Source organism: uncultured Microbacterium sp., from assembly GCF_900078385.1.
GTDB lineage: Bacteria > Actinomycetota > Actinomycetes > Actinomycetales > Microbacteriaceae > Microbacterium.
The window spans coordinates 84,711-100,093 of record NZ_FLQR01000006.1; the positions used below are offsets into that span (position 1 = coordinate 84,711).

At 70.7% G+C, this 15,383-nt stretch carries 18 protein-coding genes; 7 read left to right on the forward strand and 11 right to left on the reverse strand.

Annotated elements, in window-relative coordinates; genetic code table 11:
• Window positions 1-6: 6 nt before the first annotated feature.
• From QZL85_RS05340 to QZL85_RS05360, 5 genes are all read right to left on the reverse strand, one after another.
• Window positions 7-306 (reverse strand): Dabb family protein, encoded by a 300-nt coding sequence (locus tag QZL85_RS05340; protein ID WP_295574560.1) that lies wholly within the window; start codon window positions 304-306, stop codon window positions 7-9.
• Window positions 303-560, reverse strand: coding sequence for a glutaredoxin family protein (locus tag QZL85_RS05345; protein WP_295574563.1), 258 nt, complete (start codon window positions 558-560; stop codon window positions 303-305). The genes QZL85_RS05340 and QZL85_RS05345 overlap by 4 nt, the downstream gene beginning before the upstream one ends.
• A gap of 89 nt (window positions 561-649) precedes the next feature.
• Window positions 650-748, reverse strand: a complete 99-nt coding sequence (locus tag QZL85_RS05350; RefSeq protein ID WP_003792170.1) for a 30S ribosomal protein bS22 — start codon at window positions 746-748, stop codon at window positions 650-652.
• 82 nt (window positions 749-830) lie between these two features.
• Entirely contained in the window at window positions 831-1,022 is a 192-nt protein-coding gene (locus QZL85_RS05355; protein ID WP_295574565.1) for a helix-turn-helix domain-containing protein, read from the reverse strand.
• A 93-nt stretch (window positions 1,023-1,115) separates the two neighbouring features.
• Window positions 1,116-1,511, reverse strand: coding sequence for a helix-turn-helix transcriptional regulator (locus QZL85_RS05360; RefSeq protein WP_295574569.1), 396 nt, complete (start codon window positions 1,509-1,511; stop codon window positions 1,116-1,118).
• Between the two features lie 67 nt (window positions 1,512-1,578).
• Between QZL85_RS05360 and QZL85_RS05365 the strand changes: the two genes are divergently transcribed.
• The gene (locus QZL85_RS05365; RefSeq protein WP_295574572.1) at window positions 1,579-3,021 is read left to right on the forward strand and encodes a TrkH family potassium uptake protein; all 1,443 of its coding nucleotides are present in this window, start codon (window positions 1,579-1,581) and stop codon (window positions 3,019-3,021) included.
• Entirely contained in the window at window positions 3,014-3,685 is a 672-nt protein-coding gene (locus tag QZL85_RS05370; protein ID WP_295574575.1) for a TrkA family potassium uptake protein, read from the forward strand. Before QZL85_RS05365 ends, QZL85_RS05370 begins: the two co-directional genes overlap by 8 nt.
• Before the next feature lie 4 nt (window positions 3,686-3,689).
• Here the strand turns inward: QZL85_RS05370 and proC are convergent, their stop codons facing one another.
• On the reverse strand, window positions 3,690-4,526 hold the full coding sequence (proC, locus tag QZL85_RS05375) for a pyrroline-5-carboxylate reductase (protein ID WP_295574577.1): 837 nt from the start codon (window positions 4,524-4,526) through the stop codon (window positions 3,690-3,692).
• Between the two features lie 100 nt (window positions 4,527-4,626).
• On the opposite strand from proC, the gene QZL85_RS05380 reads away from it, so the two are divergent.
• Both QZL85_RS05380 and QZL85_RS05385 read left to right on the forward strand, forming a co-directional pair.
• Window positions 4,627-5,739 (forward strand): alpha/beta fold hydrolase, encoded by a 1,113-nt coding sequence (locus QZL85_RS05380; RefSeq protein WP_295574579.1) that lies wholly within the window; start codon window positions 4,627-4,629, stop codon window positions 5,737-5,739.
• Between the two features lie 17 nt (window positions 5,740-5,756).
• Window positions 5,757-6,725, forward strand: coding sequence for a cation diffusion facilitator family transporter (locus tag QZL85_RS05385; RefSeq protein ID WP_295574581.1), 969 nt, complete (start codon window positions 5,757-5,759; stop codon window positions 6,723-6,725).
• A 12-nt stretch (window positions 6,726-6,737) separates the two neighbouring features.
• Here QZL85_RS05385 and QZL85_RS05390 read toward each other — a convergent pair whose 3' ends face one another.
• On the reverse strand, window positions 6,738-7,199 hold the full coding sequence (locus QZL85_RS05390; RefSeq protein ID WP_295574583.1) for a nucleoside deaminase: 462 nt from the start codon (window positions 7,197-7,199) through the stop codon (window positions 6,738-6,740).
• 32 nt (window positions 7,200-7,231) lie between these two features.
• Here QZL85_RS05390 and upp point away from each other — a divergent pair, with 32 nt between their 5' ends.
• Window positions 7,232-7,864, forward strand: a complete 633-nt coding sequence (gene upp / locus QZL85_RS05395; protein ID WP_295574585.1) for a uracil phosphoribosyltransferase — start codon at window positions 7,232-7,234, stop codon at window positions 7,862-7,864.
• A 19-nt stretch (window positions 7,865-7,883) separates the two neighbouring features.
• Here upp and QZL85_RS05400 read toward each other — a convergent pair whose 3' ends face one another.
• On the reverse strand, window positions 7,884-8,201 hold the full coding sequence (locus tag QZL85_RS05400) for a DUF3467 domain-containing protein (RefSeq protein WP_295574602.1): 318 nt from the start codon (window positions 8,199-8,201) through the stop codon (window positions 7,884-7,886).
• A gap of 38 nt (window positions 8,202-8,239) precedes the next feature.
• Window positions 8,240-11,755, reverse strand: a complete 3,516-nt coding sequence (locus QZL85_RS05405; protein ID WP_295574604.1) for a bifunctional RecB family nuclease/DEAD/DEAH box helicase — start codon at window positions 11,753-11,755, stop codon at window positions 8,240-8,242.
• An 82-nt stretch (window positions 11,756-11,837) separates the two neighbouring features.
• On the opposite strand from QZL85_RS05405, the gene QZL85_RS05410 reads away from it, so the two are divergent.
• A complete protein-coding gene (locus QZL85_RS05410; RefSeq protein WP_295574607.1) occupies window positions 11,838-13,934 on the forward strand; it encodes an NAD(+) synthase in 2,097 nt (698 codons plus the stop codon).
• Between the two features lie 3 nt (window positions 13,935-13,937).
• Here the strand turns inward: QZL85_RS05410 and QZL85_RS05415 are convergent, their stop codons facing one another.
• Window positions 13,938-14,525, reverse strand: a complete 588-nt coding sequence (locus QZL85_RS05415; protein WP_295574610.1) for a hypothetical protein — start codon at window positions 14,523-14,525, stop codon at window positions 13,938-13,940.
• Window positions 14,526-14,619: 94 nt separating this feature from the next.
• On the opposite strand from QZL85_RS05415, the gene QZL85_RS05420 reads away from it, so the two are divergent.
• Complete coding sequence (locus QZL85_RS05420) at window positions 14,620-15,177, forward strand: nucleoside phosphorylase (RefSeq protein WP_295574612.1); 558 nt, start codon at window positions 14,620-14,622, stop codon at window positions 15,175-15,177.
• Between the two features lie 21 nt (window positions 15,178-15,198).
• On the opposite strand, the gene QZL85_RS05425 is transcribed toward QZL85_RS05420, so the two are convergent.
• Window positions 15,199-15,378 carry a hypothetical protein gene (locus QZL85_RS05425; protein ID WP_295574614.1) on the reverse strand — a complete coding sequence of 60 codons (180 nt, stop codon included), beginning with the start codon at window positions 15,376-15,378 and terminating at the stop codon, window positions 15,199-15,201.
• Window positions 15,379-15,383: the final 5 nt, after the last annotated feature.

Below are 15,383 nucleotides of genomic sequence, written 5' to 3' on the forward strand. Positions count from 1 at the left end.
CGGGTCTTACAGCTCGATGTCGACGGCGACCCGCTCCGCGCGGATGCCGCCGATGTACGCCGTGACCTCCGTGTGCGCCGGGTGCACCTGGTAGGCGTCGAGGCCGGCCTCGTCGTCGAAATCGGCGACGAGCACGAGGTCCCAGTTCGTGTCGGGATAGAGGACGTTTCCCCCCGCACTCATCGCGCGCAGCGAGGGGACGACGCCGTGCAGCGCGTTGAGCCGGCGGGCGGCCTCTGCGGCCTGCTCGGCGCGGGTGCCGGCATCCTCCGCGGCAAGGCGGAACGCGACGATGTGACGGATCATACGGAGGACTCCTCGGTGAGCGCGGCGCGCAGCCGCTCGGGCGAGACGCGCCAGTGCGCGTGCAGCCGACCGTCGATGAGGACGACCGGGATCTTCTCCCACCACTGCGCGTGCAGCGCGGGATCGTCGGCGATCGACAGCTCCTCGACATCCACGGCGCCCTCGGGGAGGTCGGCGACGACGGTCTCGACGATCTCCCGCGCGACGTCGCACAGGTGGCAGTCGGGCTTGGAGACGAGGGTGAGCGCGGTCACCCTTCCATCCTGGCACCGCGCAGTGCGCGGGCGCGCCGGAAACACGAAGCGCCCGCCACGAAGGGCAGGCGCTCGGTGTGGTGGCCGCTTTACTTCTTGTTGCGGCGCTGGTGGCGAGTCTTGCGAAGCAGCTTGCGGTGCTTCTTCTTCGCCATGCGCTTGCGGCGCTTCTTGATGACAGAACCCACGGAAAACCTCACTATGTCTGGGGTCTGGACGCGATACGTTCGCGTCCGGGTACGGGCACTGCGGAAAATGCCTCAGGTCATTCTAGCCGACATCGGCGATGGGCCGTTGCAGAGCCGCGGTGACCGCCGTCTGCGGCACGCGATAGCTCCGGCCGAACCGCACGGCCGGCAGCTCACCGGCGTGGACGAGGCGGTAGACCGTCATCTTCGACACGCGCATGAGATCCGCCACCTCAGCGACGGTCAGAAAGCGCACGTCCGACAGCTCAGCCATCGTGTCCCCTTGTCCCCAGTGTTCTGTTCGCGAATGCTATGACGATCCTAGGGGCAGGAGACAACGCGTGTAAACCGGTGTGACACCTGTGATTCAGCGACCGGGCAGCTTCTTGAGGGCGCTCTCGAGCGCGTGCTTCGCGGATGCCGCGGCGCGGCCGACGATCTCGGCGGCGTGCGCGGCCGACTCCGGGAGCGGCACGGACTCCGGCCCGTCCTCTTCGAGGAAGGGGATGAGCCAGTCGTCGAGCACGTCGAGGGGCGCGGGCGACAGGCTGTAGTAGCGGTGCTGGCCGACTTCACGCACCGAGACCAGCTCGGCCTCGCGCAGCACCTTGAGATGCTTGGAGACCGTGGGCTGGCTCACGCCCAGCGCGGCGACGATGTGCGACACGCTCGTTCCGCGCTCCCCGGATCGGGAACGCTCGAGCAGCAGCTGCAGGATGTCCCGACGGGTACCGTCGGCGATCACGTCGAAGATGTCCGCCATGCCCATAGGTTAGCCCTCGGCCGCGCCGGAGTACCATGACAACGAATCTTCAGGAGAGGGGCGTCACATGGCGGGCGAGTCCGTCGGTGCGCGCCTCCGGCGCGTGTTCCGGGAACGGGGACGCGGGATCTGGCAGCGCACGCGCCATTCCGCCACCTCTTCGCCGTCGCGATTCGCGGTCCTCATCTTCTCCGCACTCGTGCTGCTGTTCACGGCGCTCTTCTCGTTGCCGATCGCCGCGGCCGACGAGCAGCCCACGCCGCTCGCGGACGCGCTCTTCACCGCGGTGTCGACCATCTGCGTCACGGGCCTGTCCACGGTGGACATGGGCACCCACTGGTCGCCCGTCGGCCACGTCATGATCTACATCGGCGTCAACGTCGGCGCGCTCGGCGTCCTGACCCTCGCCTCGATCCTGGGCCTCGTGATCTCCAAGCGCCTCGGACTGCGTGCGAAGCTCATGGCCGCGGGCGATTCGAACCCCATGCGCGCGCACGGCGGGCCGGTCAACGAGGGGCAGACGGTGCGCCTCGGCGAGGTCGGCCAGCTGCTGTCCACGGTCGCCCTCTCGACCCTGGCCATCGAGGCGGTCCTCGCGGTCCTCCTCTACCCCTCGCTGATCCTCGGCGGTGTCGACCCGCTCACGGCCCTGTGGGAGGCCCCGTACTACGCGGCGATGTCGTTCACGAACACCGGGTTCACCCCGAACACCGGCGGCCTCGAGCCGTTCGCGGACAACTACTTCATGCTCACGGTGCTGATGGCGGGCGTGTTCCTCGGGTCCATCGGCTTCCCCGTGATCTTCACGCTGTGGCGGCATCAGTGGCACGTGCGCCGCTGGTCGCTGCACGCCAAGCTCACGCTCATCACGACCGTGCTGCTGTTCTTCATCGGCGCCGGGGTGTTCGTCCTGCTCGAGTACGAGAACCCCGCGACGTTCGGCACGCTCGACGCGTGGGACACGACGTTCCAGGCACTCTTCCTCTCCGCCATGACCCGCTCCGGCGGCTTCTCCGTCATCGACATCGGCGAACTGAACGGCTCCTCCCTCGTCGCCGCGTCGATGCTCATGTTCGTCGGCGGCGGCTCGGCCTCCACGGCCGGCGGCATCAAGGTGACCACCCTCGCCGTCCTCGCCCTCGCCGTCTGGTCCGAGGCGAAGGGCCGTCCCAGCGTCGAGGCGTTCGGCCGCCGTATCCCGAGCGACGTGCAGCGCGTCGCGCTGTCGGTCGTGGCGTGGGGCTCGACGATCGTGGCCCTGTCGACGATCACGATCGCGCAGATGACGAAGGCGCCCGTCGAGATGGTGCTCTTCGACGTCATCTCCGGCTTCGCCACGGTCGGCCTGTCCTCGGGCGTCACCGCCGAGCTGCCGGAACCCGCCGTCTATGTCCTCTCGCTCACCATGTTCATGGGGCGCGTTGGTACAGTGACTCTCGCCGCGGCGGTGGCCGCGACATCCCGTACGCAGCATTACTCGCTGCCGGTGGAAAGGCCGATCGTTGGTTGAGCAGATCCGGGGCGACGCCCCCGTTCTCGTCATCGGCCTCGGCCGCTTCGGCGCCGCCTGCGCGGGGGAACTGGATCGCCTCGACCGCGAGGTCCTCGCCATCGACGCGAACCTCGAACTCGTGCAGAAGTGGTCCGAGCGCGTCACCCACGCCGTGCAGACCGACGCCCGGAACATCGACGCCCTGAAGCAGATCGGCGCCCAGGACTTCCAGGTCGCGATCGTGGCGACCGGCTCGTCCATCGAGGCATCCGTCCTCATCACGGCGAACCTCGTCGACCTGAAGATCCCGCAGATCTGGGCGAAGGCGGTCTCCCAGTCGCACGGCAAGATCCTCGCCCGCGTGGGTGCGAACCACGTCGTCTACCCCGAGCGGGAGGCCGGCGAGCGGGTCGCGCACCTCGTGAGCGGGCGGATGCTGGACTTCATCCGCTTCGACGACGACTTCGTGCTCGCCAAGATGTACCCGCCGAAGTTCATCCGCGGTGTCGGCCTGAACGAATCCGGCGTCCGCACGAAGTACAACGTCACGGTGGTGGGCGTGAAGAGCCCCGGGAAGCCGTTCCGCTACGCCGAGGCGAACACGGTCGTCACCAACCACGACCTCATCATCGTGTCCGGCACGAACTCCGACATCGAGCGGTTCGCGGCCCTCGACCGCTGACGGGTCAGGCTCCCGCAGCCAGCTCGCGGGACCGCGCGAGCGCGGCATCGGTGGCCGCGCCGAACAGCTCGGCGAGGTGCGCGTCCTGCAGCACCGCGATGGCGCGCTCCGTCGTCCCCTTCGGGCTCGTGACGCGTCTGCGCAGTTCGGCGGGGTCCTCCTTCGTGGCATCCAGCAGGGCCGCGGCGCCGATGAAGGTCTGTTCCACCATGAGGCGCGCATCCGCCTCGGCGAAACCCTTGGCGCGCGCGGCGGCGGTGAGCTCCTCGATGAGCAGGAAGACATACGCGGGGCCCGAGCCGGAGATCGTGCCGAGCGCGTCGATCTCCTCCTCGTCGAGCTCGATGACGGCACCGCACGTCTCGAACAGGCGCCGGACCACCGCGACATGGGCGGCGGTCGCCGCACGGCCCGCGGCGATCCCCGTGACGGCCTTGCCGACGACGGCCGGCGTGTTGGGCATCGAGCGGATGACGGGGACGTCGTCGCCGAGGAGCGACGCGAACGTCGCGAGCGTGACGCCGGCAGCGAGGCTCACGATGACGGTTCCGGGTCGCAGGTCGGGGGCGATCTCGCGGAGCAGATCGGGGACCATCGCCGGCTTCACCCCGATGAGCACGATGTCGGCGGCCGCGGCGGCTGCGCGGTTGCCGTCCGGGTCGCTCTCCAGCGCGATGGAGGACACCCCGGCGAGCCCGGACAGCTCGGCCGCCTTCGCGGTGCTGCGGTTCGTCGCGGTGAGGGACCCCGCGAGGCCCGAACGGACGAGACCCTGGAGGATCGCACCGCCCATCGAGCCGGCGCCGAGGATCGCGATCGGGGGAAGCGTGTCGTCTGCCATGCCCCCATCCTCCCACCCGCGAACGGGATGCCGGCAGCCGCCTTCCGCCGGACCTGAAACCCCGTTCACATGAAATGGGCGCGGGTCTATAGTCGGATCCATGAGGCCTTTCGACGGAATCACTGCCCGACTCGTCGACACGGATCGACTGAGCGTGAACATCGTGGAGCGCGACGGCGACGACCCGGCCACGCCGGCCGATCGCACCGTCGTGCTGATCCACGGCAACGTCTCCTCGAGCCTGTTCTGGCAGGAACTCATGCAGGACCTTCCCGGCGATCTGCGGGTGATCGCGATCGATCTGCGCGGGTTCGGCGGCACCGAGCACGCCCCCATCGACGCGACGCGGGGCGTGCGCGACTTCAGCGATGACATCCATCTCACGCTCACCGAGCTCGGCATCGAAGCACCGCACCTCGTCGGCTGGTCGATGGGCGGCGGCGTCGTGATGCAGTACGCGCTGGACCACTCGGTGCGTTCGCTCACGCTGCAGGCGCCGGTGTCCCCGTACGGGTTCGGGGGCACCCGCCGCGACGGCACCCGTCTCACCGACGACGATGCGGGCTGCGGCGGTGGCGGCGCGAACCCCGACTTCGTGCAGCGGCTGACCGACGGGGACCGGACCGACGAGGCGCCGACCTCCCCGCGGAGCGTGTTCCGCTCGGGGTACGTCGCACCCGGCTACACATCAGCGCACGAGGACGTCTGGGTGGAGTCGATGCTGACGACGTCGACGGCCGTCGGCAACTACCCGGGCGACGGCGTCGGCAGCGCGAACTGGCCGGGCTTCGCCGCAGGGAACATCGGCGTCCTCAACACGATGGTCCCGAAGTACTTCGACGTCTCCGGCATCGCGGATCTCGCGGTCAAGCCGCCGATCCTGTGGGTGCACGGGACCGTCGACGCCATCGTGTCGGACACCTCGTTCTACGACCTCAACTACCTCGGGCAGATCGGCGTCATCCCCGGCTGGCCGGGTGCGGAGGTCGCGCCGGCGCAGGAGATGGTGTCCCAGACGCGGGACGTGCTCGACGCATACCGCGCCGGCGGCGGGCAGGTCACCGAGGTGACGATGGAGGGCGTCGGCCACTCCCCGCACCTCGAGCGGCCCGCGGAGTTCCGCCGCGCGCTGCTGGAGGTCATCGGCTACATCGGACACCCGGCATCCCCGGCTCCCATCACCGAGGCGATCATCATCAGCTCTTCGGACTGAACCCTAGACTCGTCGTCATGAGTGCATCGGGCGGCAGCAGGGCGATCATCGCGGCGTTCCTTGCGAACATGGGCATCGCGATCGCGAAGTTCGTCGCCTGGTTCCTGTCCGGTTCGGCCTCGATGCTCGCCGAGGCGATCCACTCCGTCGCCGATTCCGGAAACCAGCTCCTCCTGCTCCTCGGCGGCCGCAAGGCCCGCAAAGAGGCCGACGCGGAGCATCCGTTCGGCTACGGTCGCGAGCGCTACGTGTACGCCTTCGTCGTCGCGATCATCCTGTTCTCCGTCGGCGGGCTGTTCTCCATCTACGAAGGCGTCGACAAGCTCACCCACCCGCACGAGCTGGAGAACGTGTGGATCCCGATCGCCGTGCTCGTCATCGCGATCGTGCTGGAGAGCTTCTCGCTGCGCACCGCGGTGCGGGAATCGAACCACGTGCGCCGCGAAGGGCAGTCGTGGGTGTCCTTCGTCCGGCACGCGAAGGCGCCGGAGCTCCCCGTCGTGCTCCTGGAGGACATCGCGGCGCTCACCGGCCTCGTCTTCGCGCTGTTCGGCGTCGGAATGACCGCCCTCACGCACAACCCGATCTTCGACGCCATCGGCACCCTCATGATCGGCACCCTGCTGATCCTCGTGGCGATCACCCTCGGCATCGAGACCAAGAGCCTGCTGGTCGGCGAGGGCGCGAATCCGGACGACCACGCGGCGATCGTCCGGGCCATCGAGGCCGGCGGCGAGACCCAGCGGCTCATCCACATGAAGACCCTCTACCTCGGGCCGGACGAGCTGCTCGTGGCCGCCAAGCTGGCCTTCCCGCACGACAAGGCGCTGGGCGAGGTGGCGCTGGACATCGACGCCGTGGAGCGGCGCATCCGGGATGCCGTGCCGTCGGCGCGGGTGATCTACCTCGAGCCCGACATCGTGCGCCGCGAGGCCGGCGCGCCGGCGCCGCCCACCGACACGATCGTCATGCCCTCGAGCGACTGACCGGCGCGGACGTCAGCGCCGGGCGTCGAAGAACGCGCGCAGCAGGCGCGCCGCATCCTCGGCACGGACGCCGCCCACAACCTCCGCGCGCACCGGCAGCCGCCGATCGCGCACGACGTCGTACAGCGAGCCGGCCGCACCGCCCTTGTCGTCCCACGCGCCGAACACGAGGCGCGAGACGTGGGACTGCAGCACGGCGCCCGCGCACATGACGCACGGCTCGAGCGTCACGGTCAGGGTGCACCCCTCGAGGTTCCAGGTCCCCCGGGTGGCGGCGGCCTGCCGCAGGGCGACGACCTCCGCATGCGCCGTGGGGTCGCCGGTCGCCTCGCGGAGGTTGCGGCCTTCGCCGATCACCGTGCCCTCGGCATCCGTCACGACAGCCCCCACGGGCACGTCGCCGTCGGCACCGGCGGCCTCGGCGAGCTGCAGCGCGCGGTCCATCGCGGCGGAGTCATGGGCCGGGACAGTCACAGCTTCAGAGTAGGCCCCGGTAGCCTGGACCCATGCGTGTCCACGTCGCCGACCACCCCCTCATCACCCACAAGCTCACGGTGCTGCGCGACGCGCGCACATCGTCGCCGGTCTTCCGGCAGCTGACCGAGGAACTGGTCACCCTGCTGGCCTACGAGGCGACCCGATCGGTCCGCGTCGAGGACCACGAGATCACGACGCCCGTGGCCACCACGATCGGCGTGCGGATCAGCGAGCCGCGCCCGCTGGTCGTTCCCATCCTCCGCGCCGGGCTCGGCATGCTGGAGGGCATGGTGAAGCTCCTCCCCACGGCCGAGGTGGGCTTCCTCGGGATGGCCCGCGACGAGAAGACCTTCGAGCCGACGACCTACGCCGAGCGACTCCCCACGGATCTGAGCGATCGCCAGTGCTTCGTGCTGGACCCCATGCTGGCCACGGGTGGCTCGCTGGGCGCCGCCATCGACTTCCTCTTCGACCGCGGCGCGCAGGACGTGACCGCGATCTGCATCCTCGCGGCGCCCGAGGGCGTCGCCGCCATCGAGCGGCAGGTCGGCGACCGCGACGTGACGCTCGTGCTCGGCGCCATCGACGAGAAGCTCAACGAGAAGGGCTACATCGTGCCCGGGCTCGGCGACGCGGGAGACCGCCTCTACGGCACGGTCTGACGCGCCCCGCCTGCGCAGGTCAGAGCGCGTCGGGACCGAGGGGACGCTGCGGGCGCTGCCCGGTCTCCTGCTCCCAGAACTCCAGCTGCTGCGTGAGGGCCTTCGCGAGCTCGAACACCTGCTGCGGCGGGATGCGTACGCGCTGCACGACCCGCGCCGGCACGACCGTGATGGCATTGCCCTCGGCGTCGGTGCCGTCCTGGGGCGGGCGGGTGAGCGAGACGAAGTCCATGACGAACACGTCGGGCGTGTGCCACACGTTGGCGAAGTCGGCGTAGCTGCCGGCGATCGCCTCCGGCGGCAGGTCGATCTCGAACTGTCGGCGCTCCTCGGCCATGGCGACCTCCTCGTGCCCGAAGTCTACGAGCCTCGTCGTCAGGCCGCGCCGACCAGCCGCGCGAAGGCGCTGAGCCGCGCGACGCCGTCGGGCGTGCGCGGCAGGTCGTCGAGGAGCCCGGTCGAGTAGACGACGTACGCCGTGTGCATCGCGCGGGAGACGCCGACGTTGAGACGGTTCTGCAGCAGCAGGAACTCGAGCCCTCGCGGCGCGTCGCGCCCCGACGACGCGGCGAGCGACACGATGGCGACGGCGGCCTCCTGGCCCTGGAACCGGTCCACTGTCCCGACCGGGACGTCACCGAACCCCGCGGCGGCCAGCGCCTCCTCGACCAGCACCTGCTGGGCGTTGTACGGCGTCACGACGATGATGTCCGCCGCGGTCACCGGCCGCGGAGCCGAATCGGCATCCGGTGTCCACGACCGCCCCACGAGGTCGCGGACGAGGCCGACCACGACCTGTGCCTCCTCGGGCGACTGGGTCGCGTTCCCGACGTGCGTCAGCGCGACCGGGATGACGCCGGGTGCGACGCCGTCGAGGCGACGGGCGGACGTGCCCTCGTGCGCCGCGAGCTTGCCCTCGTACGAGAGCTGCGACACCGGCGCCGCGACCTCGGGACGCATGCGACGGGTCTGGGCCAGGAAGTACCCGCGGTCCGGCGGGATGACGGCCGCGCCGTCCATGACCCAGCCGAGCGCCGACGTGTCGACCGGCTCCGGGTGCGTGCCCTGGCTCACCTGGGGCAGCTGCTGCGGGTCGCCCAGCAGGAGGAGCCGCTGCGCGGCGACCGAGACGGCGATCGTCGAGGCGAGCGAGAACTGCCCGGCCTCGTCGATGACCAGGAGGTCGAGACTGCGGCGCGCGATGCGCCCGCCGTGGCTCAGGTCCCAGGCCGTGCCGCCCACGACGAATCCCGCCGGCTGGTCGGCGATGTACGCGGCCATCGCGTTCTTCGCGATGACGGTGAACGACTCCGACCCGGTGGGCGGACCCTTCGGCGCCTTCGCGACCTGTGCCGTGGGGACGCCCGCCTCGACGATCCGGTCGAGCATGTGCTCGACCACGGCGTGCGACTGGGCGACCACGCCGACCCGGAAGCCGCGCTCGCGGACGAGGCGGGCCACGACGTGCGAGCCCACGTACGTCTTGCCGGTTCCGGGCGGGCCCTGCACCGCGAGGTAGCTGTGGTCGAGGTCGACGAGCGTGCGCACGATGTCGGCGACGTCGTCCTCACCGCCCCGCGCGAGAGTGCCGGTGCCCGTACGCGGCGGCCGGCGCAGGAGGAGGTCGGTGGCGGGGTCCGCGGGGAACGCCGGCGCCCCCTGGATCACGCCGTCTGCCCACTCGTCGATCGCCGCCTGCTGGCTGCCGGCCTGGGGCGGCGCGGCCGGTGTCAGCGCGACCGGAAGCTCGGCCCACGTGAAGCCCTGGACGGCGTTCTCCTCGACGACGACGCCGTCATCCAGCACGTCGACGACCCGCACGGAGCGTGCCGTGTGGATCCACCGCGGGTTGGTCTCGACCGGGAACGGCGCCGGCAGCTCGTAGACCGCGAACGGCGTGGCGTCCACGCTCAGCCGCGTGCCGGGCGCCACCTCGCCGCGGAGCTCGACGATGCGCCGGATCGCCCGGGCACCCTCCGGGAGATGCCAGTCGGTCAGGACACGGCAGCGGTCGCGGTCGATCACGACGACGTCGCGCGTGTCCTCCCAGACCGTCACCGGCTCGCGGAGACGCAGGAAGTGCGTCGCCCAGAAGGTCTTCGCCTCTCGCGGGTAGTAGTCGATCGCCGCCGACCCCAGCCGCAGGGCCGCCGACTCCTGCTCGTCGTCGATACCGGCGGCGAGGCGGCTGAGCGTCTCCGCGCGCGGCGACGGCTCGTACGCGCGCTCGTCGGCATCCGGCTCCAGCGACGGTCGCAGCTGTGCCTCCCGGGCCCGGTCGACGAGCCAGTCGCGGAGCCGCCGCGTCGAGACGCAGTCGTAGCGGTTGTAGTCGGCGAGGTCGTCGAGGATCCGCTGCGCGGACGCCTCGTCGCCGGCGTCGGCGTGGCTGCGCGCCTCGACGTACTTCACGATCGAATCGTCGCCGCGCTGCACGTCGCTCGTGCGGACGTCGTCGCCCATGTAGAGCGGCTCGAGCTTCTTGATCGAGTACGACCGGGAGCCCACGCGCAACGCCCGCCGGACGATGGGATAGAGGTCGACGAAGACGCCGTCGCGGAGCAGCCGGTCGACGTCCCGCTCGCGCACGCCGTGCCGGGCGGCCATCGCGAGCAGATGCGTGGGCTCGTAGGGGGCGTAGTGGTAGATGTGCATGCCCGGATGCTGCGCGCGGCGCAGCGCCACGAGGTCGAGGAAGTCCTCGAGGGCCTGTCGCTCGTCGGCGAAGCTGTGCGCCCACAGCGACGAGTACACGTCACGGGTGTCGATCCAGCCGAAGAGATAGTCGATCCCCCACTGCGGCGTCCCGCCCTCGGTGTACAGCGGGTCGCCCTCGAAGTCGAAGAACAGGTCGCCGTGGTCGGGGCGCGGGAGCGCGCCGAGGGCCTTCGGGAACACGACCTCGAACGTCGGCACGGGCGGCGGCGAGGAGGGATGCGCCGCCGCGGCGCCGTCGTGCGGGGGCGCCGCGGCGATCGCGACGATGCCGCCCGCCGGGCTCGCCACCTGCAGTCGCGCCTGGGTGCGGAGGTTCGCGAACGTGTCCGCCGACATGCGCGCGGGCGGCGCGTCCGCCGTCGTCAGGTCGTCGATCGTGCGGATGCCGGCCGCCCGGAGACGCTCGCGCTGGACGGGCCGCATCCCGGCGACGAGCAGCAGGTCGCGGTGCGCGATCACCTCGAGGTCGCACGTCGCGCACCGCCCGCACGCGATGACCCGCAGAGCGCCGCGGTCATCGCCCCACCCGATGGCGGCGCCGGCGGCGCCCGCGGCGAGGTCGCGGTCGGCGATGAGGGCGCGCAGCCGCGCGCGACGCAGCGCGTACACCGGGTGCAGGTCGCGCACGGCATGAGTGGAGACGGTGCCGTCGCCAAGCAGGAGCTCGACGCGGTCCGCCCGCGGCACGCCGATCCGGTCGAGCTGGTCGGCGTATGCCGCAAGCTGCATGAGCGCCGTGACGCGGGCGTGCCGGGCGAGCTTGGTGTCCTGCACGATCCAGCGACCCTCCTCGTCGCGGACGAGGAAGTCGGCGAAGCCGACGAACTCGTCGGTCGCGAACGCGGCCTGGTACACCACCGCGGCATCGGAGGCGAGCGCGTCCCCCGTCAGCGCGACGGCGCGCGCGAGGCCCTCGGCATCCGAGGAGCGCGTCTCCGGGATCTCCACGACCGCGCCCGGGAACTCCGCGCGATAGTCGGCGAGGACCCGCAGCTCGTGCTGCGTGCCGAGCCGCCCGGCGCGCTCGAGCGTCAGGTCTTCGGGGTCCTCGACGGGGGCGACCCGTCCGAGCTTCGCGTCGATCGCCCGCAGCCACGCGAATTCGCATTCGGCGGCGGCTTTGAGATCGCTCGCGCTCCAGACGATCCGGCCTTCGTCCTCGATGTATCGCATGTTCCCCTTCCGGAATCGACACTAGCCCGGGCCGCCGACAGCGCCTCTGCCGGGGACCGGCCGCACCTGACAGACTGGGCGGATGAGCACGACACCAGCGTTCGAGAGCGTCTACCGGCACGGGTATGCGCGGGTCGCGGCCTGCACGATCCCCGTCGCGATCGCCGACCCGCAGGCGAACGCGGATGCCGTGCTCACCGCCGCGCGCGCGTGCCAGGACGACGGCGTCGCCGTGGCCGTCTTCCCGGAGCTGTGCCTCACGGGCTACTCGATCGAGGACCTCGTCATGCAGGACCCCGTGCTCGAGGCCGTCGAGGCGGCTCTCCTGCGCATCGCGCGGGAGAGCGAGGACCTGCGCACCCTGCTCATCGTCGGCGCGCCGCTGCGCCACGGGAATCGTCTCTACAACTGCGCCGTCGTCATCCACCGGGGTGAGGTGATCGGCATCGCCCCGAAGTCGTACCTCCCCACCTATCGCGAGTTCTACGAGCACCGCTGGTACGCCGCCGGCGACGACCTGCGCGGAGAGTGGTTCGATCGCGGCGAGCTGTCGGCGCCGTTCGGCCCCGATCTGATCTTCCAGGCCGTGGATCTGCCCGACCTCCGTGTGCACGCCGAGGTCTGCGAGGACGTCTGGGTGCCCGTTCCGCCGTCCTCCCGGGCCGCACTCGCCGGCGCCACGGTGCTCGTGAATCTCTCCGGCAGCCCCATCACGATCGCCCGCGCCGAGGACCGCAGGACCCTCTGCCTGTCGCAGTCGATGCGCTGCCTCTCCGCCTACGTCTACGCCGCCGCCGGGCAGGGCGAGTCCACCAACGACGTGTCGTGGGACGGGCAGACGATGATCTACGAGGTGGGCAACCTCCTCGCGGAGACCGAGCGGTTCCCCGATGGGCCGCGCCGCGCCGTCGCCGACGTCGACCTCGACCGGATCCGCCAGGATCGCCTCCGGCAGGGCACGTTCGACGACAACCGGCGGTCTCTCGGCATCCGCACCGAGACCATCGACGCGGACTTCCGCACCGTCTCGTTCACGCTCGACCCGCCGACCGCCGACATCGGGCTGCGGCGGCCCGTCGACCGCTTCCCGTTCGTCCCCGACGACCCGGCGCGCCTGGACCAGGACTGCTACGAGGCCTTCAACATCCAGGTGTCCGGCCTCGAGCAGCGGATGCGGGCCATCGGCTCCCCGAAGCCGGTCATCGGCGTCTCCGGCGGACTCGACTCCACGCACGCCCTCCTCGTCGTGGCGCGCGCCATGGACCGGATGGGCCGGCCGCGCAGCGACATCCTGGCGTACACGATGCCCGGATTCGCGACGAGCGAGCACACCAAGTCCAACGCGATCGCCCTCGCCGAGGCCATCGGCGCGACGATCTCGACGATCGACATCCGGCCCACCGCGACGCAGATCCTGGAGGGGATCGGCCACCCGTTCGCCGACGGCGAGCCGGTCTACGACGTGACCTTCGAGAACGTGCAGGCCGGCGTCCGCACCGACTTCCTCTTCCGGCTCGCGAATCAGAACGGCGGCTTCGTCGTCGGCACCTCCGACCTCTCCGAGCTCGCGCTGGGCTGGGCCACCTACGGGGTCGGCGACCACATGAGCCACTACGCCGTCAACGCGGGGGTTCCGAAGACGCTCATCCAGCACGTCATCCGGTGGGTGATCGCGCACAGCTCCGATGAGGAGTCGGGCACGTCGCTGACGGATGCCGCGAAGTCGGTGCTGCAGTCGGTGCTGGACACCGAGATCAGCCCGGAGCTGGTGCCCGCGGATCAAGACGGCAAGACGCAGTCGACGCAGGACACGATCGGCCCGTACGCGCTGCACGACTTCACGCTGTTCCACGTGCTGCGCTACGGCCTCCGCCCGTCGAAGATCGCGTTCCTGGCGGAGAAGGCGTGGTCCGACGCGGATGCCGGGGCCTGGCCGCCGGGCTTCCCCGCGGACGAGCACTACGCCTACGACCGTGCCGAGATCGTGCGCTGGCTGCAGGTGTTCCTCACGCGCTATTTCGCTTTCGCGCAGTTCAAGCGCTCCGCGATCCCCAACGGGCCGAAGGTGTCGCCCGCGGGGTCGCTCTCGCCGCGCGGCGACTGGCGCGCCCCGTCGGACGGCAACGCGAACGCCTGGCTGGCCGAGCTGAAGGCGGCTCTGCCCGACCTCGTGGACTGACCGTCAGGCGGTGGGGAGCAGGCCGTAGGCCAGCGTGATGACCCACCCGTCGCGCGACGCGTCGACGAGCCCGTACTTCATGGTGCGGTCGGGCAGCCAGCCGCGGTGCCGGCCGGCGTCGAGGCGCACATGATCCGGGGCGACGCGCACGCCGCGCCCGTCGGCCTCGAGGACGGCCTGCACGCGCACCCAGTGCTGCAGCAGGTCGCTCATGTTGTTCTCGTCGAACAGGTGCGAGTGCTTCTTCATCTGCCGCACGTCGGCGTCCTCGGGATGCAGGTCGCGGATGTCGATGCCCAGGGGGAGCCCCGGATCGCAGATGGCGACGACCGTCGCGGCGCGGAAGCTGGCCGTCACGATCGCGATCGGGAGCTCCGCACCGTCACGGGAGGCGATGAGACGCGTGTGGTAGCCGAACCCGCGAGGCGCTTCGCGCTCGATCTTGATGTCGGTGGGCTCGCACCGCAGCTGGGCCGCGATCAGCTCCTTCGCGATGATGCGCCGGCGGTCGTGCACCGTCGTCCCCGGGTCCCACCCGAGTCGCGCCGAAATGCCCTCGGGCGTGTCCAGAAGAACCGTCTGCAGAGTCATGTCTCTCCCTCGTCCGACCTTCCCCCATCTTGGCCCACCTGCGCCGTCCACGGGGAGCCGCACCGGCCGTGCCTAACCCTGGGAGGATGGAGGGGTGAAACTGCTCGTCGCCGCCCTCGAGTCCGAACTGTCCGCCTTCCCGGAATCCCTGGACGGCTTCGACCGGCTCGTCACGGGTCCCGGCAAGCTGCAGGCCACCCACGCGCTCACCCGGGCGCTCGACGCCGGCGAGTACGACGAGGTGCTGGTCGTCGGCACGGCAGGCGCGGTCGACCGCGGGACGATCGGCGTCCACGAGGTCACCGCGGCGATCCAGCACGACGTGTCGGACATCGACGGCATCGCCGGCCAGCACGTCTCGCTCCCGTCGCAGGTCTCGACCGGCGCCGGCGGAGGCGCGATCATCGCAACGGGAGACCACTTCGTCGACGACGCGGCGACGGTGTCCGCCATCCGCGCTCTGGGCGGGACGCTCGTTGACATGGAGACCTACGCGTACATCTGGGTCGCCGGGCAGTTCGACGTCCGCATCCGCGTGCTCAAGGCGGTCTCGGACAACGCGCAGGATGACGCGATCACGGATTGGCGCGCGGCCGTCGCGGCGTGCAGCGTGCAGCTGCGCGACCGCGTGCGCGAGCTCTACGGGGTCTGACGCCGTCGACGCGTCCGGGACTCAGTCCTCGCTCCGGCGGAACAGCATCCGGATGACGAGGAAGACCACGAGAGCCACGATCGCGACCATGCCCAGCTTGGCGACGAACCACATGAGCCTGAAGATCACGTCGACGAGGAACCAGGCGATGACGACGGCGACGACGACGCCGACGACCGTCCAGAGGCTGTTGCGGGTCATGCTCT